The sequence below is a fragment of the Sneathiella sp. genome (assembly GCF_036960985.1).
Taxonomy (GTDB): Bacteria; Pseudomonadota; Alphaproteobacteria; order Sneathiellales; family Sneathiellaceae; genus Sneathiella.
The window spans coordinates 39,631-55,393 of the sequence record NZ_JBALWD010000030.1; the positions used below are offsets into that span (position 1 = coordinate 39,631).

Below are 15,763 nucleotides of genomic sequence, written 5' to 3' on the forward strand. Positions count from 1 at the left end.
CCCCCCCAAACGCCGTCTGGCAGGCGGATTTTTTATCTTTTTCTGTTGAATTTATCTAACCTATGGCTTGGTAAAAGCGCGGCGGACATGTTATTGTCCGACCGAAATAGGAAAGAGTATTCACCTGACACATTCTGGTACGACCCCGCGCAATCCTCCCAAATCCCGGGAGTTTGACGATCTGTATTTTTCTGCCGATGATGGATTGGCGGAAAGCGAGTTCGTGTTTCTGCAGGGTAATAATTTACCGCAAAACTGGCAGGACACAGACCGCTTCGTCATTGGTGAGCTCGGCTTTGGAACCGGCTTGAATTTCCTGGCGGCCTGGAAAGTGTTCGAGGAGACGACGACGCCCTCGCAGACTCTCGATTTTGTCTCATTTGAAAAATTCCCGCTTACGCCAGGAAAAATTGCGGATTACCTGCAGCCATGGCAGGAGATCCTGGGCGGACGCTTACAAAAATTATTGGCGCAATATCCGCCGAGTATTCCTGGATTTCACCGACTTCTCCTCACCGATCGAGTAACATTAACTCTGATTTTCGATGACGTGAAGATGGCCATCCCGAAACTGCAGGCAGACGTTGATGCTTGGTTTCTGGACGGGTTCAAGCCGGCGACAAACCCTGATATGTGGAGCCCGAATGTTTTCGAACACATGGCGCGATTAAGCCGCGACGGCACACGTCTTGCCACCTATACCGCGGCCGGACAGGTGCGCCGCGACCTCACTGCCGCTGGGTTTAACTTAGAAAAAGTCACCGGATTTGGCCATAAACGCCATATGACCATCGGCCAATATTCGGAAGATAATCTGGGAGATAACCGGTGAAAGTCGCGATCGTTGGTGGTGGCATGGCGGGTTGCGCCCTCGCCTATATACTCCGTCAATCAGGGGCCGAGCCTGTCGTCTATGAAGCCGGCCCGACGTTGGCGAGCGGTGCGTCGGGCAATTCATCGGGACTGTATAATCCCCGGTTTTCTGCCCTGCGCGGATCGGAAAGCGATTTCTATGCCGCCGCTTATTCCCAAGCCCTTCGTTGCTTTCAAACACTCGAGGATATCGACTGGAACCCGTGCGGGTCGCTGCATCTCATGTATAGCGATAAAATCGCTGAGCGGCTGCGCCGAACCGCGGAGAACTGGCATTGGGATCCGGCTCATATGCGCCTTGTCAGCACCGACGAAGCCTCCGAAATTGCCGGGATAACACTGTGCCATGAGGCCCTGTATCTGCCGGACGGCGGCAGTGTGTCCCCGGAAAAGCTCTGTGCGGCTTATATGCGCGATGTCGAGCACCATCTCAACGCCCCCGTGGAAAATCTGGACTGTATCGACGCCGATATTAAAGTTCTGGCCTGCGGTCCGGCAGTGGCACAGTTCGCCCCGACCCTGCCGCTTATCCCCGTGCGCGGCCAGATCACCCAGGTAACAGCGACGGAATTATCCGCAGGTCTCAAATGCAATCTCTGTCACAGCGGATATATGGTCCCGGCCCGTGACGGCGTGCATACACTGGGCGCGACCTTTCAACCCGATGACGATGACGCCGAGATACGTCCGCAGGATGATCAGGAGAATATTCAAAAACTGGCGGAAATAATGCCGGGGCTGGACACAGGGCTGCAAGTTATCGGGCAGCGCGCTTCGGTCCGTGCCACCTCGCGCAATCGCTTCCCGATTATCGGGTTATTGCCCGGACAGGACGATGTCTATATATCCGCTGCCCACGGCTCCTACGGTATTCTCAGCAGCCTGATGGGCGCCCATCTGCTGGCCGATATGATCCTGGGTCGCCCGCGCTGCCTGCCCGCCGATGTCATCAGGGCCTTGTCACCAACACGGTTCAAAAAGCGCGGCTAAAGCGCAGAAATATATTTGCTTTTTTTTCTGGGCAAAATGCCGCAACTACCTTGTAATAGCATGATAATTTTTAGCACATTTTTTACGATAGTACCGGCAAGATATTTCTTATGATCGATAACTTAAATTTGTCACTTATTCTTACAGTGGCACTGCTAACGTTTATAAGTCCCGGCCCCGCGACGTTGTCGATTGCGGGAACCTCAATGGCGTTGGGACGAAAACACGGTCTCACCCTTGCGGCAGGAGTAATAACCGGTTCCTTATTCTGGTCGATATCTGCTGCGCTTGGACTAGGCGCCGTATTACAAGCCAATGAATGGGTATTCCACGTTATCCGGTATGGAGGTGCCGCCTATCTATTATATCTCGCCTACAAATCCGCAAGATCAGCCTTGTTACCCGGTGATATCAAGACCAGGGTTGTGTCGGCGACAACGCCATTACGGGCCTACACAAAAGGATTGATCGTTAATGTAACCAATCCGGAATCCGTTCTGTTCTACGGTTCCCTGTACGCGATCGGAATGCCAAAAAATCCGTCGGACCCTCAAATTGCCATCGCAATCGGGGCTCTGGGAATTCTGGTTATTTTCCTGTATGTCGGATTTGCGTTGATCTTCTCCAATAGCTTCATCACCCGCGGCTATTTGAAGCTGTATCGTTGGCTCGAGGGATTTTTCGCCTTGGCTTTTACCGCCGCCAGTATCGAGGTATTACTTGCCAAGATTCAATAATCTGAACAAGCAGCATTTAGACATCTATTCCCCAGCACGCGCTTTTATTTCAGGCAATTTCCGTATAGACTTTGCCTAGAATAAACTATTCGCGATCCCTCTTGTGGAGCTTAGCCATGCCGACATTACCAGAGCTTTCCACCCGGCATATAGATCCGGCGGCCATGCCACCGGGTGTCGCCTTTATGGACGGTCAATATCTGCCGATCAGCAAAGCGAAAATTTCTGTTCTGGATAATGGCTTCCTGCATTCCGATGCGACCTATGATGTGGTGCATGTCTGGAAAGGCGCGTTTTTCAGGTTGGAAGATCACCTTGAGCGGTTTTTCCGGGGTATGGAAAAGCTGCAGATGACAATCCCGTATGATCGTCCGCAGATCATTGAGATCCTGAAAAATTGCGTCGCGCTGTCCGGGCTGCAGAACGCCTATGTCGAGTTTATCTGCACCCGCGGCACCTCGCCAACCTTCAGCCGTGATCCGCGCGAGGCGGTTAATCGGTTCATCGCCTTCGCCATCCCGTTCGGCTCGGTCGCCAATCCCGAGCAGATGGACCGCGGATTACATGCGGCGATTACCGATCTTGTGCGCATTTCACCGCAATCCGTCGATCCAACGGTGAAGAATTATCATTGGCTCGATCTGGTCAAGGGGCTCTACGCCGCCTATGACCGCGGCGCCGAAACGGCCCTTCTCTTGGATACCAACGGCAATATTGCCGAGGGGCCCGGATTTAATATCTTCGCCGTCAAGGACGGGGCAATTGCGACGCCGGACTACGGCGTCCTGATGGGTATAACGCGTCAGACGGTTTTTGACTTATGCAGTGCCTTGGGTGTCCGTTGTGAAAAGCGCGATATATCGCCGGACGCCTTAAAATCGGCGGACGAGGTTTTTATCACCTCAACCGCCGGCGGCCTGATGCCAGTCACCCGGATTGATGACACCGCCATTGGCGCCGGATCCGTTGGACCCCTCACCCGGCAGCTGACCGATCAATATTGGAAACTGCATGAAGAAGACCAACACCGAATAACTGTCCCGTATCCCGCTTAACGAATCCAGCAACGCCTGCGCTGTCTGTCCGCATGCTCTGCCGCCACGAAAGTTCTAGAACAGCGATTGTCTCACCATCACAACGGCCTCCGCAGCGGCTTGCCCTGAGGCGGCGTCTCAACGACAATCCCGCGCTAGAAAGAAACTGATGGTATGATTGTTATTCGCCGTTTTGTATGTTAAGTTTTTCTAAAGTACGAAGTATGAGTGGAAATTCTGGAAACCGGCGAGGACGACGGATCGTTGATGAATATTACACAAATATTAAGTCCCTCATTGACCCTCCACTGACGCCTGCCCAGTTCACAGCTTTACCCGCAATCGCAATATTGCTGGATTTGACAATGACGTGGAGGACATAATGGATATCGTTCCAACAACCGTTGCAATTACAGATCGACCCAAAAAAGGCAAAAAAGTTTCCGCCAACGAATTTTTTCTTGAATTTGATGTGACAGTCGACAAAGACGGGTGCTTTGCCATCAAAATAGAATTGGTGGAAGATGATCCGGCGTATGACGATATCATCCTGGATAATACTGACGCGTTTATCGCCACAAACTGTTTCACTGCCGGAACGAAAAAAACCTTTCGCATTACCGCTCGGGATCCTGCACCGGCGGGCAGTACGGCACCGACAGCGCCGGCGACAGGAACCACTACGCTGCCGCCCCTTGACGGCAAATGGCCGTTAAGTGACGGCCTGTTCGATACGGATATCGAGCTTTCGTTCGACATCAAGGTTTATTATATAGGGCCGTGTAGTGCCACGAATACCTGTGAACCGACGGCGGTCGGCGCGCTGGACAATCCCTACATGCATCACCACAGCACACCGGTGGATCGCACCTTGACCGGAACAATCCGGACGGTCCAGACGGCGTCTCTTGAACTACCCCAGGACGAATTCGCGGCGATGGCTTCCCTGCCTGCAAACTTTACCGGCTCGTCTTACGGGAATTTCCGTTCAGGTTCTCCAACGCTATCCGCCTTGTCGGTGCCAGTATCCATCGGGGCCCCGTCGATGGCCGTCGTTTCCAATAAATATGTCGAATACCAGATGGCAACCACATTGGACCAGGACAGCTTCGATGAGCCCGCCGTTTTCGTTCGTCGGTATGCGCTTAAAGGGGACGACAAGCATCTAGTAGCGGAATTCTTTGTTAAAAATTTCTTCACGGACCTCGCGGATCTTGGTCAGACACTGTTAGCAATTGAGGACGCCGTGGCCCAGGGCGACCCCAAAAAAGCCGCCGGACCGTCAACCGCTATTGTCCGCCATGGCCGGATGACTGTCTTCGGTGAAATGGGCCCCCGCAGCGGCTATTTCGTCCATGACCGGTTTAATGGGCTGTGGTTTGACGGCATACCAGGAACCCTGCCGCTGACCAGCATCCTGTTCGCCACCGGTGGTCCCAGTGCAAGCGCCGCCAGCGTCCAGAAAAGCATTCGCGAAACCGTGTGGATGACAGATGAATGGTGGGTTTATCCCCTTGCCTGGATCCTGGCCGGACCGGATTACATGGATGACATGAAGGAACTTTGCACGGATATCCTTGATCCAATTATCGCCCGCAATGACTGTCTGGAATATCTGCAGATTTTCAGCCATGGCGGCGCCCTGGTTTCCAGCAGCGGCAGTGGGACAGTTGTTGGCAGTAGAATCAAAATGGGAAGCGACTATCTCAGTACTGACGATTTTGATGCCAATGGCAAGGTCACGGCAGGCTCGAAAACCGAGGCATTGCTCGACAAGCTTAAAACAGCCCTGTGCCCCGGTGCAAAAGTGGTCTTTTCCGCCTGTGGCCAAGGCGTCGGTGATCTCTTACGAAATATATCCAAGCATATCGGCAACAATGTCATCATTAACGGTAATTCCGACCTCGGGATACCCGAGATAGAAGGGGATATGAGTTTTAAAAACGGGCAAAAGGTATAACAACAAAGAAGCTTTTCGGGTCCTTTATATATCCACGATATGTGTCGCTGTGATTGCTTTGCCTTGAGCCGCCGCATCGCCAACGCCGACGGTGTTGCTGTTGAATATCAAAGATCTTTTCGTTCCTACAAATCCTTTTTTATATAACCATCGCTAAATACAACAAACAAAGTGAAGCCGGTGTACTGAGCAGGACACCCGCCCCGATCTTGACTTGCCGCGACTCTTTCGATTTGAGCAGATACACCAGTGCCCCGGCCCAGGTTCCCAACAACACGACGCCAAAGATTAAGGGCGCCGCGCGCCCGTCGAACTCGGCGCCCGTAAAGCCATCCAGAAATCCCACAAGGCTTACCACCTGCGCAATTATGTAGAGGACTAGAAGTGACGGCATCCAGCCTTTGAGGGGCTTGATCCGATATTGCCGGGAAAAAATCATAAGGCCTCCTTTAGTTTGAAAATCAATTAAGCGCAATCACCACGATGCCGGCGACGATGATCGCCGCCGCCGCAAAGCGTCTTAAGATGGCGCCTTCGCGCAGGAACATGCCGCCAAGAGCCACGGAAATAAGGATCGACGCCTGACGTAGTGCGGTGACCGCCGCCACGTCACCGCCCAGCTGATAAGCCAGCAATATCAGGAAATACGAGGCATAGCAGATACCCCCCGGCACCAACAGCCAGAGGGTGTTTACCGACCACAGCGTAGAGACCGATAGCCGCTCCCGCGGGGCCGCGCTGCCGGCCTGCCGGCTTCGATACCATTGCAGGGCATATATGGGGGCGATCACCCCATCGATCACGAAGATCAGGGCCTGCGGCGAAATGCTTTTCATCATCTCGGCATCGGACAGCGAGTATAATCCGGTACCCATCAAGGCGAGCAAAGCAAAACCAAGGGCGGATGGGTTGTCCAGAAAATTCGATCCCCGTCGATAGAGAATCAGGAAAACACCGCATACAACGAGTAGAATTCCCAGCAGAATGACGAGCGGATAGGATTTACCCAGGAACACAACGCTGATGGCCACGACAACGACCGGGGAGGCCCGAATGATCGGGTAATACATCGACAAATCCCCGCGCTTCAAGGTCGCGGTCAGGCCGTTGCCATATAAAAGCTGCCCAAATACCGAGATCGCAATGAGCGGGAGAACATCTAGCACCGCAAAAAAATCCACGCCAACAATAAGACCATGGATCAACCCGCAGGCAGAAATGGTAAAGGTCAGAAACATAAAGGCAAATTGCGGATCGGAACTTTTCTTGATCAAAAGGTTCCACAGCGGGTGCAAAAAGGCCGACACCAAAACCAGCAAGACGATATTTGGCTCCATCAGCACGCACCGCACTTTCTATTTTTTTCACGCGGAAAAGATTTACAGATAGCTTATCCGTTATTGGCAATCCAGTCGCAAAGATTATCGCGACACGCGGCCTGAAAGGGAGTGGATACCCTAAGCGACGAAAATCAAACACGTACGCGTCCGATTTCACCCTGCACAATGATCTCAGTTTTATTTCGTCAGGCAGTCAGTAGATAAAACAAGCAGAGTGCGACGGGTGTGCTGAGATAGACAGCCGCCCAACCTCTTCTGTTCCGCGTCTCGCCCGATCGCCACAGAAACAGCATGGTCGCGGCCCAGCTCCCCCACAGCACAGCACCATAGATTAACGGAGCCGGTTGCCAGTCGAACAGGGCTAGATCCAGTTTTCCGTCTGCGTCCGTGAAGCCCGTCAGAAACCCCACAAGGCCAACGACTTGCGCAGCGGCCGAGAGGATAAATACCGACCACAACCAACCTTTGACGGGTTTGATGCCTTTAAAATCGGAGAAAATCATAAGGGAGATCCTTTAGGTTAGAAAGTCACGGGCAGCGCACTCTTCTCGCCTTAAGGGCCTTAAAGAGCTTTTAATAATAGTGCCCTCCCTCTCAACAACAGTCTGTGTGTAAAAAAAATATCCATTCCGACCCATATCCAAATACAATGGATTTCGGCATATTGTATGGATCTCCCGCCAATAATTGCTATCCGAATTACCGAAAAGTACAAAACTATATCCAAAAGAGCGATATTTGAAAACGGTGATAAGATCGCGGTTTATAAAGGCGACTTTCTCAACAGTAACATGGGGATATTTTTTCGGCAGATCGCGGTTTGCCGCTGCCAGATATTGGCCGACCAGCGGTGTATAAAACGGGTTCTGAGTGGCGGCAAGGACAGCTTCCTGCGCCGCCGTAACAGTGGGAGTCGCAGCGGCAGTCTCGGGAACAGGCGCCTCCGCGATCGTTGATGCCGCGCAGCCACTAATCAACAGGATGAGAACGAGAGAAAACAAGGTCCGCAACACACACTCCATTATCGTAATTTGTAGCAAGTTAGCACTACTTTAACTTGCGACAAAACGGAAAATAAAGCCTCCTGAAAAACACCACATACCCTGTTGTCGCGTTTGTAATTTCAAAAAAAGCTTGCATTTGGTGTGTTAGTCGGCTATGATTACGCCCTCACGTTGAGACAGGAAGATTTTTTTAACACGGGCCATCTGGACCCGAGCGCCCTGCCCTCAATGATCGAGTGATCCCTTGTGGTACCCGAAGACAGCTTCGCGATACGGCAAGCATATCAGAGTCCTCCAACGCGTAATCTATTATGATGTAAGGGGTGGTTTTCCGGGTAGCGGCTTTCTAGAGGCCTTAATCCAGATGACGTGTTTCTCTACTGAATTCAGTTGATGTGTATACTCCTGAAACCCGGGTTTCTAAATACAGCGATTAAGGACATTGTCCTTGGTCTCGGCGGTGAAATCACCGTCTTGCGACAAACTACCCAAAGGCTTGATCTGGTCAAAAGACACCAAATCGAGGATGTAAACTGAACCATCTTCCAGATGGATCCCATAACGCTGTCCGGATTGCCAGACGGTGCTAAAGGCCGTTGTATCTTGCACACTGGTTTTAACCGGCGACTGATCCAGTTTATGTTCGCGGATCACCAGCATTTCCGGATGTTTCCAGCATTCGATACTCCACGGACCCCGCAAACGAATGGGCGCCGCCTTAAAATCCTTCACCCTGCCATAAGGGACATTGGCGATTTCAAGAAATTTGGCTTGTAAATCAACGGGTTTTGGCGGGGGCGCGATCGCCGCAACAACCGGGGCTGCCGGTTTTTTCGGGGTCGCGATTGATTTTTCTTCGGGGTCAGAAACCGCCGGTGTTGACACCGTTTTCTGGCCGTCATCGGCGAGTGATGTAAAGGGTGGCAGGGCCGCGAACAGGATCAAGCTGCCAACAAGCAGCGCCCCGCTGACAGCGGAACCGCCGATAAATTTTTTGGAGGAAGACATTTTTGCCAAGGCGAATTTATGGAACAGCCCGGTTTGCGGGGCGTCCGTAATCTCAACCCGGTGATAGACATTGCGGTTCTTTTCATCGCAGAAATATCCGCCCAGAATGCGAACCCGGGCACCGCCCCAGTCCTCAACCAATTGGCGGGCGATATCTTGTGCGCTGTCTTCCGTCTCATACCGATCGAAGCTGCGCCAGCTCTCTGACACCAGAGTCTGGATGACATATTCTGCAAAAGGAGTGGCAATTTCAGCCATATTTTCGCCTGTTACCTTTGAATAGAATTCGGGTTATGCTGGCGAATATAGAGAAACAGGATAAACAAATTGTTAATTTTGGGCGGATTTAGGGGAATTTTTACAGGATCTTGCCTGTATCGGCCCCGCTGTCCCGGGAGCGCAGGAAATGGCCGTTAAACGCATTGTCAGCAATATCAAAGCCACGGATTTAAGCACAGCAAAGGCGTTTTATGGTCAAATCTTCGGTCTCAACCAAATGATGGATCTGGGTTGGATCACCACTTTCGGCAGCTCCGAACAAGCCCCCGTGCAACTCAGCATCGCCACCGAAGGCGGTTCGGGCACGGAAGTCCCAGACCTGTCCATTGAAGTGGATAATTTTGACGAAATATTAGACCGGGTCCACACCGCCAGCATCACAATAGAATATGGGCCCGTCGATGAGCCGTGGGGCGTCCGCCGGTTCTATGTCCGCGATCCGTTCGGCAAGCTGCTCAACGTGCTCACCCATCTGCCGGATCAGTAGAACCGCTCCACCGACCAGTCTTCGCCTATATCCGCCAATCGCTGTTGTCGGAGCCGGCTCATCACCAGATCAAAATCCAGATAAGCCAGTTGTAAATGCCGGGCGCCGGAGGCCGGTTTAAATTCGGCCCGGCCATGCAGGATCCGGTGGTTATGGGTGGCAATCATATCGCCCGACCAGGTCTTGAATTTGACCAGGTTATCCGGTGAGGTCAGTAACCGGCTGAACTTGCGATAGGCATCATAGAAAGCCGTCACCTCTTCGCCCGGAATAAGCAGGGGCAGCATCAACTGGTTGGAATAGCGAATGGTCGAGATAAAACCGCGGTTATTCAGCTCGATCATCGGCGATTGACCGATGATATCGCCTTTCGAGCTGGCCAGACGAAATCCCACATCGGTACTGGCGAGGATCTCATAAGCCGCCGGATCCTCTTCCTTCAATTGCAAGGCGCAAGCATAGCCATCGACCAAGGTGGTCTCCCCGCCTTCCGCTTCGTTATCAATGAAATGCAGCAGCTGCACGCCGGGCGGTGAGAAGTAATTGGGCATATCCGTATGCGGTTTCAACTCCTCCGACGTGGAGGCAAGATTATAGGCATTGGGATCGGAGAACACGTTATGCAGCCGGTCGTAAATGGTGTCATGCACATAGCCCACCTGCTCGGCGAATTGCACGACAGTCCCGTCGGCGCGCGGCACATCGCGAATGCGCGCAATACCGAACGCCCGCAGCGCCGCACACCAACGGAGCAAGCCCGCGTCATCGCCCGCCACCTCCGCATAATCAAAGGTTGGAATTTCATTGAGGCTCTCGGCATTCCACAACACCGCACTTGTCCGCACCGTGCCGCCCTTGGGCGCCGCCATGGAGTTATGATACAGCCACTCCCCGGTGAAATGACTTTCATGCCCGCCCGCGTCGTTCCAGATGAGTTTCAAGTCTGTCGGCCCGCCCGAAACCGCCACCGGCGCAATGTCCGGATCGATATCGGCGGTGAACAATAACCGCTCATGGGTGGTGGGATGAACACAGGCCGGACATTGGCAATTATCACGCAGCCAGATAAACGGATAGTTGTTTGTCTGACCATCCGGCCAGGTAATAATAATGGACGATCCTTGCTGGCGATACTCGATATCCATGGCACTCTCCCGCGCAAACTACAGACCACCAGCTATGCAGCCATTCCCGGCCCAGGCTAGCGCGTATGCGCCGTTTTCTCGCTGAAAACGGACATCTACTCCCCAAGACTGACAAGGAGCCTGCATCTCCATTTCACTAGAGCTTTAATATACCAATTTAATTATTGGTATGCCATTGATGATAGACTAACTTATTGTTTTATATATTACTTTACATTTTAATTATAAGCGATTTGACGCCAATATCTCATTTGGTCTATTTAATTGACGGGCCAACGAGCCTTGAAAATAGAATCTCACGAGGGAGGGAACTTAATGTTGAAATCTATAAATGACCCCAGAATTTCCAGACGATCCATATTAAAGGGAACCGGGGCCGCCCTGGGCACGTTGGCTATGTCCGGGATTGCGTATCCGACAATTGCCTTTGCCGCGGACGTCAAGGATTTGGTCCTGGAAACCGTAACGGGCCCGGTCATGGGAGCGGATATCCAGAAAGCCATGGCACATGAGCATCTATTCGTCGATTTCCATGGACCAAATGACGACAAGTATATGGATGTCGACTGGTCAGCTGCCCTGGGAGCCAGCGTGACAAGCGCAGAAGAATTGAAAGGCCAGGGCGTCAATCTCCTGATCGAATGGACAAATATTGGCGTCGGCCGAAATATTCTGCTGCTCCGCCATGTGTCACGGGCAACGGGTTTAAATATTGTTTGCCCGACCGGTATATACAAAAGCCTTGTTCCCCCGGCCATGGCGGATCTTTCCGTCCCGGATCTTGCCGACCATTTTATTCGCGAACTGACCCTGGGAATTGATGGTACGAAAATCCGCGCCGGATTTATCAAGATCGCCGCTTCAACCGAGGCCATTGCTGAAACGGAAATCCCCTTTCACCGCGCAGCCGCAATTGCCGCAAAGGAAACCGGTTGTACAATTGCCTTGCATTGCCCCAAAGCCGCCGTTGCGAAGAATGTTGCCGCCTCACTGGAATCAGAGGGTTTCAAACTGGACCGGTTCGTTTGGGGACATTCACAACCGTCCAAGAATGAAGATCACCTGGAAATGGTAAAACGTGGCGCAACCGTCCAGTTTGACGCCATCAGCGCCGATTCAGATCCGTTTTTCAATGGCCCCACCGACGATGCCTCCATGCTTGATCGCATCGCAAATATTACGGACAAACATCCCGATCAGGTCATCGTCTCCGCCGACGCCTCGGTTTTTGTTAACCCCCCTGTTTGGCAATATGACCGGGATAATACCTATGTCTATCGATATTTCGAAGCCAAATTGACCGAAAAACTGGGGAAAGATCTTGCCGAAAATGTCCTCCGCCGAAACGTCATTCGCGCCTTCAGAGTTGGCGATAAGGTTGCTTAATTTGCAGCCTGACCGCACGCTCTAGTTGACGGCTCTCCCTCGCTTTATCATGGGGCATCCACTTCCGCTGTTCAGGAAAACTGAACAGCGGGAATTTTTGGGCAGCCGCCATGTCCGGACCAATATCAGCGGTGACTAAAAGCTGTTCATGCAGGGTGGCCGGATCACATCGGGAACATTGGCAATTGTCACGCAGCCAGATAAACGAATAGTTGTTTGTCTGACCATCCGGCCAGGTAATAATGATGGACGATCCTTGCTGGCGAACCTCGCTATCCATGCCACTCTCCCGCGCAAACTACAGACCACCAGCTATGCACCCATTCCGAACAGAGACTAGCGCGTATGCGCCGTTTTTTCGCTGAAAACGAACATCATGTGAGGTTGAAAGACGGGAGCCGAGGTCTTCAATAATATCGATCCGCCTTGCGGTGCCTGACCAATTGAAGAACTGAGAAAATAGAAGATACAGCCAGCAGGAAAATCACCGCCGAGCCAACTGTCATAAGCCAGAATGCGGGTTTAAGATACGGAACCAGAACCGTAAGGTCAGCGACATCTGGATAGCGCCGGGAAAAGGTCACCCCGATTTCACCGCCGATTTCTGGAAAATGCAGATAATAACGGTTCACAAGTCTGCTTTTAACATGTCTTTCGCCTTGCTGATCCGTGAACCTGTAGGAAAGAAAATAGTCACCGGAGCGTAACATGTGTATTTTCTCAACGATTCCGATCGTGGCTTCGCCGTCTACCTGAAACAGGGCATATTTGAGGCCATCTTTATGCGCATAAGTTACCAATCCGACCGCCACAACAAAAAAGAACATCGTGACGAAGTACTTCATATACAGAAAATCTCGTTCTGCTTCACGTTTTGACATAATACAATCTATGATTAAAATAAAAATAACGGGATACTATTAAAACTAAAGCAGAGGCGTTCAGAAGTGTCAATATTAAGCGCCGTTCAAAAAAACGGCTCTTGATTGAATGAGTTGAAATAAAACTCGTTTTTCGGGCGCTGCCCCGTATTGTAATTGGTAAAACGGAACAGGTTGAGTGAAGAGTAATGAGTAATGAAAAATCCGATGACCTTTAAATCCCTTTTGTGCGGGTTGGTTTTGTTGGCACCGGCGCCAGACGGCAGCGGTATGGCGGTAATTGAGTGGTGAGGCAATAACATGGGTGCTTTTGTTATCGTAGGATACTTGCTCTACATGGGGGTAGTGTATGCTGTATCGAAAGTTTTTGTCTGGTGGGTCACCGGTAGAAAATTAAAGATATTCTACAAATATTTTTTTCCGCTTATTTTGGCAATACTTCCTTTTTCAGAATTGATAGCCAGCAACATAGCGCAGAAAATGTTATGCGCGAGAGAGGGAGGCGTTCATGTCGTCTCGTCTCCTACTCCTGATGTTGGAATGATCTTAACCTATTCCCGTGGATGTGAACAAATTTGTATCGATTTTTTGTTGAGCGGTTCCGTGGCGTATATCGAGAATGAAATAAGAACTTTTACACTTAATCTAATGACGTCAAAGACTGGACGTTTTCGCTACTACATTTCGACCAAAGACGATCCAAATTGTGACGCCTTTTATCAGGAAATGGAAATGGGCCCTTCTCTCTTTGCTTCCAAATTCGTGAGCAATGAAAAATGCCAGGCATATCAATACATCAGCGTAAATACCGCGCCTTTGAGAAGAGAGAGTAGAAGAGGCATTCAGAAAATCGGTATTTTTAGCTTTGAGTATCTCGATCAGATGCTCGTAGAAAATGGCGATATGCTCCTTGCCTATCAGCGGAGATTTCTCGGTTATGCAGGCTTTTCAACATATTTATTTCATCCGTTTCAAGCAAGACTTTGCAAACAAGCATCAGATAGAAATTGGTGGATCCAGCAGCTGCAGATATGGCATGAGGATAATAATAAAAACGCCTCTTGATTGAATGAGTTGAAATAAAACTCGTTTTTCGGGCGCTGCGCTGTATTGTGGTGAGCATAACATCATAGGTTGAGTACAGATTAATGAGTAATGATGAATAACGAGCCCATTTTGGAAATCCGCTATAGCCGGGTAAAGTGCGCCTTGTTGTTGTCCCTTTCCGTACTGATTGTAATTCCGTGTCTCTGGCTGTTAAAAATTGACCCCGGTAATATTTTGAACAGCTTTATTCAGGGCATAAAGGAACAGGAAATAGGTTGGGTCGCGTTGGCAGGCCTTATTTTATTTGTATTTTTGGGACTCTTTTATTTAAAAGCCATCCTGGATCGGCGAATACAAATACGTATTGATAAAAACGGCCTTTATCTGCGGCGGGATCTCAACCAGACAATTTCGTGGCAAGATATTGACACCATATATTTGACCTCCGGATTTTTCCCCTTTTATTCCAAATGGCTCCCCACAGCCAACTTTGTCAATTTGACAGTAAAAAATCCGTCCAAATACAGAAAAACCGGGCTAACAGCATTGTTATCAGGGCTCAACAAAGGCCTCTCAAAAGGTGATTTTAATCTTGCCCCCCTGCTGTTTGAAATTTCCCGCAACAACCTTCTAGACACCCTGCAATCCGCCCATCAGAAATATGCGCCAATTCCAAATCCAAATTCGAAAGATAAATAATGATTTATGAGTTTCGTATAAAGAGTATTTTAGTTTTTCTTGCTTTTATTGCTTTAAGTGCCTGCGTCACAACGGCTAATAAAAGCGTAAATGATTTCAAAGAGGAATTTAGTAATCGTTACGCTTCCTATGTCGTGATAGCGGACCCGATGATAATGAAGTATCGGCCTTTCCCGACCGCCAAAAAAACGACGGATATGCTTATTAAAACTATTGTTAATGGTCGGAGTGAAATTAAAGCTGCGCACATTGAGAGCGCGGCAAAGATAACCAAAATGGGCGATAATCTTTTGTATCAGGGTTCATCTACAGTTGAAGGATATGATCTCACTGTCACGAAACTCATGAAGGAGACGGGGGAAATCCTGAATACGGAGGTTTCTGTAGAAGATGCCGCCCTTACAGAAAAACAGAGAGAAAAGATAAAAGAACTTGAAGAGTCTTTAGCCGCTTACTTGCCCGTGTATCGAAGTGATGGCCTGAAAACAGGCGACAACTTATTTGCGGACCGAGAAGAAATCCGCATGAGCTCGTCTGGTTTTTCTTTTAGCCTCAAACTAATGGGAGAAGTAAAAGGGTTGGCAACATTCCGTCAGCGCCCCTCAATTCTCGTCAATTTAGACGGGCGCTACCGTATCATCTCTTCGCTCCCTAAATTTGACGTGCAAGGGTGGATGATGCTCGACGTAGAAACCGGAGTAGCTACTCAAATGTCCTTGCGCATGAGCGTAACCTTTACAGGAAATTACAAAAAGACGAGCTTAGAGATCTATACCATTACCGAACTACATCTCCCGCCTTTGACGGTAAGTAATTAGGGTCATCCTCATGAGGAAATATTTTATCCGAAGTGATCTGGAGGCGTGGATGACGACGCGCTGTATCCATGAAGA

18 protein-coding genes are annotated in these 15,763 nt (G+C 50.4%); 10 read left to right on the top strand and 8 right to left on the bottom strand.

Going from position 1 to position 15,763, the window contains the following annotated elements:
• Window positions 1–67 precede the first annotated feature (67 nt).
• The 5 genes from mnmD (at window position 68) to V7723_RS15425 (ending at window position 5,594) form a co-directional block, all read left to right on the top strand.
• Entirely contained in the window at window positions 68–832 is a 765-nt protein-coding gene (mnmD, locus tag V7723_RS15405) for a tRNA (5-methylaminomethyl-2-thiouridine)(34)-methyltransferase MnmD (protein ID WP_335685378.1), read from the top strand.
• Window positions 829–1,863: an FAD-dependent 5-carboxymethylaminomethyl-2-thiouridine(34) oxidoreductase MnmC gene (gene mnmC / locus V7723_RS15410; protein ID WP_335685379.1), complete on the top strand. Its 1,035-nt coding sequence runs from the start codon at window positions 829–831 to the stop codon at window positions 1,861–1,863. Before mnmD ends, mnmC begins: the two co-directional genes overlap by 4 nt.
• A gap of 110 nt (window positions 1,864–1,973) precedes the next feature.
• Window positions 1,974–2,600: a LysE family translocator gene (locus V7723_RS15415; RefSeq protein WP_335685380.1), complete on the top strand. Its 627-nt coding sequence runs from the start codon at window positions 1,974–1,976 to the stop codon at window positions 2,598–2,600.
• 116 nt (window positions 2,601–2,716) lie between these two features.
• Window positions 2,717–3,655 (top strand): aminotransferase class IV, encoded by a 939-nt coding sequence (locus tag V7723_RS15420; RefSeq protein ID WP_335685381.1) that lies wholly within the window; start codon window positions 2,717–2,719, stop codon window positions 3,653–3,655.
• 361 nt (window positions 3,656–4,016) lie between these two features.
• Window positions 4,017–5,594, top strand: coding sequence for a hypothetical protein (locus tag V7723_RS15425; RefSeq protein WP_335685382.1), 1,578 nt, complete (start codon window positions 4,017–4,019; stop codon window positions 5,592–5,594).
• Window positions 5,595–5,733: 139 nt separating this feature from the next.
• Here the strand turns inward: V7723_RS15425 and V7723_RS15430 are convergent, their stop codons facing one another.
• From V7723_RS15430 to V7723_RS15450, 5 genes are all read right to left on the bottom strand, one after another.
• Complete coding sequence (locus V7723_RS15430; RefSeq protein ID WP_335685383.1) at window positions 5,734–6,033, bottom strand: hypothetical protein; 300 nt, start codon at window positions 6,031–6,033, stop codon at window positions 5,734–5,736.
• Between the two features lie 22 nt (window positions 6,034–6,055).
• Window positions 6,056–6,931, bottom strand: coding sequence for an EamA family transporter (locus tag V7723_RS15435; protein WP_335685384.1), 876 nt, complete (start codon window positions 6,929–6,931; stop codon window positions 6,056–6,058).
• Between the two features lie 188 nt (window positions 6,932–7,119).
• Complete coding sequence (locus V7723_RS15440) at window positions 7,120–7,437, bottom strand: hypothetical protein (RefSeq protein ID WP_335685385.1); 318 nt, start codon at window positions 7,435–7,437, stop codon at window positions 7,120–7,122.
• 12 nt (window positions 7,438–7,449) lie between these two features.
• Entirely contained in the window at window positions 7,450–7,944 is a 495-nt protein-coding gene (locus V7723_RS15445; protein WP_335685386.1) for a hypothetical protein, read from the bottom strand.
• A 414-nt stretch (window positions 7,945–8,358) separates the two neighbouring features.
• Window positions 8,359–9,204 carry a hypothetical protein gene (locus V7723_RS15450; protein ID WP_335685387.1) on the bottom strand — a complete coding sequence of 282 codons (846 nt, stop codon included), beginning with the start codon at window positions 9,202–9,204 and terminating at the stop codon, window positions 8,359–8,361.
• A 148-nt stretch (window positions 9,205–9,352) separates the two neighbouring features.
• Between V7723_RS15450 and V7723_RS15455 the strand changes: the two genes are divergently transcribed.
• Window positions 9,353–9,712 carry a VOC family protein gene (locus V7723_RS15455; RefSeq protein WP_335685388.1) on the top strand — a complete coding sequence of 120 codons (360 nt, stop codon included), beginning with the start codon at window positions 9,353–9,355 and terminating at the stop codon, window positions 9,710–9,712.
• Here V7723_RS15455 and V7723_RS15460 read toward each other — a convergent pair.
• A complete protein-coding gene (locus V7723_RS15460) occupies window positions 9,706–10,857 on the bottom strand; it encodes a TauD/TfdA family dioxygenase (RefSeq protein ID WP_335685389.1) in 1,152 nt (383 codons plus the stop codon). The genes V7723_RS15455 and V7723_RS15460 overlap by 7 nt on opposite strands.
• Before the next feature lie 315 nt (window positions 10,858–11,172).
• Between V7723_RS15460 and V7723_RS15465 the strand changes: the two genes are divergently transcribed.
• Entirely contained in the window at window positions 11,173–12,243 is a 1,071-nt protein-coding gene (locus tag V7723_RS15465; protein ID WP_335685390.1) for a hypothetical protein, read from the top strand.
• Here the strand turns inward: V7723_RS15465 and V7723_RS15470 are convergent.
• Together V7723_RS15470 and V7723_RS15475 are read right to left on the bottom strand one after the other, a co-directional pair.
• The gene (locus V7723_RS15470) at window positions 12,218–12,523 is read right to left on the bottom strand and encodes a gamma-butyrobetaine hydroxylase-like domain-containing protein (protein ID WP_335685391.1); all 306 of its coding nucleotides are present in this window, start codon (window positions 12,521–12,523) and stop codon (window positions 12,218–12,220) included. The genes V7723_RS15465 and V7723_RS15470 overlap by 26 nt on opposite strands.
• 127 nt (window positions 12,524–12,650) lie before the next feature.
• Entirely contained in the window at window positions 12,651–13,124 is a 474-nt protein-coding gene (locus V7723_RS15475; RefSeq protein WP_335685392.1) for a hypothetical protein, read from the bottom strand.
• A gap of 300 nt (window positions 13,125–13,424) precedes the next feature.
• Here V7723_RS15475 and V7723_RS15480 point away from each other — a divergent pair, with 300 nt between their 5' ends.
• From V7723_RS15480 to V7723_RS15490, 3 genes are all read left to right on the top strand, one after another.
• Window positions 13,425–14,189: a hypothetical protein gene (locus V7723_RS15480; RefSeq protein WP_335685393.1), complete on the top strand. Its 765-nt coding sequence runs from the start codon at window positions 13,425–13,427 to the stop codon at window positions 14,187–14,189.
• Between the two features lie 93 nt (window positions 14,190–14,282).
• Window positions 14,283–14,870, top strand: a complete 588-nt coding sequence (locus V7723_RS15485; RefSeq protein WP_335685394.1) for an STM3941 family protein — start codon at window positions 14,283–14,285, stop codon at window positions 14,868–14,870.
• Complete coding sequence (locus V7723_RS15490; protein ID WP_335685395.1) at window positions 14,870–15,688, top strand: hypothetical protein; 819 nt, start codon at window positions 14,870–14,872, stop codon at window positions 15,686–15,688. Before V7723_RS15485 ends, V7723_RS15490 begins: the two co-directional genes overlap by 1 nt.
• Window positions 15,689–15,763 lie beyond the last annotated feature (75 nt).

Bases quoted from the DNA above. Each gene is read 5' to 3' on its own strand.
- V7723_RS15425 (WP_335685382.1), top strand. From the start codon at position 4,017: ATGGATATCGTTCCAACAACCGTTGCAATTACAGATCGACCCAAAAAA.
- V7723_RS15475 (WP_335685392.1), bottom strand. From the start codon at position 13,124: ATGTCAAAACGTGAAGCAGAACGAGATTTTCTGTATATGAAGTACTTC.
- V7723_RS15450 (WP_335685387.1), bottom strand. From the start codon at position 9,204: ATGGCTGAAATTGCCACTCCTTTTGCAGAATATGTCATCCAGACTCTG.
- V7723_RS15435 (WP_335685384.1), bottom strand. From the start codon at position 6,931: ATGGAGCCAAATATCGTCTTGCTGGTTTTGGTGTCGGCCTTTTTGCAC.
- V7723_RS15460 (WP_335685389.1), bottom strand. From the start codon at position 10,857: ATGGATATCGAGTATCGCCAGCAAGGATCGTCCATTATTATTACCTGG.
- V7723_RS15415 (WP_335685380.1), top strand. From the start codon at position 1,974: ATGATCGATAACTTAAATTTGTCACTTATTCTTACAGTGGCACTGCTA.
- V7723_RS15430 (WP_335685383.1), bottom strand. From the start codon at position 6,033: ATGATTTTTTCCCGGCAATATCGGATCAAGCCCCTCAAAGGCTGGATG.
- V7723_RS15490 (WP_335685395.1), top strand. From the start codon at position 14,870: ATGATTTATGAGTTTCGTATAAAGAGTATTTTAGTTTTTCTTGCTTTT.
- V7723_RS15455 (WP_335685388.1), top strand. From the start codon at position 9,353: ATGGCCGTTAAACGCATTGTCAGCAATATCAAAGCCACGGATTTAAGC.
- V7723_RS15465 (WP_335685390.1), top strand. From the start codon at position 11,173: ATGTTGAAATCTATAAATGACCCCAGAATTTCCAGACGATCCATATTA.
- V7723_RS15470 (WP_335685391.1), bottom strand. From the start codon at position 12,523: ATGGATAGCGAGGTTCGCCAGCAAGGATCGTCCATCATTATTACCTGG.
- V7723_RS15420 (WP_335685381.1), top strand. From the start codon at position 2,717: ATGCCGACATTACCAGAGCTTTCCACCCGGCATATAGATCCGGCGGCC.
- V7723_RS15485 (WP_335685394.1), top strand. From the start codon at position 14,283: ATGAATAACGAGCCCATTTTGGAAATCCGCTATAGCCGGGTAAAGTGC.
- V7723_RS15480 (WP_335685393.1), top strand. From the start codon at position 13,425: ATGGGTGCTTTTGTTATCGTAGGATACTTGCTCTACATGGGGGTAGTG.
- V7723_RS15440 (WP_335685385.1), bottom strand. From the start codon at position 7,437: ATGATTTTCTCCGATTTTAAAGGCATCAAACCCGTCAAAGGTTGGTTG.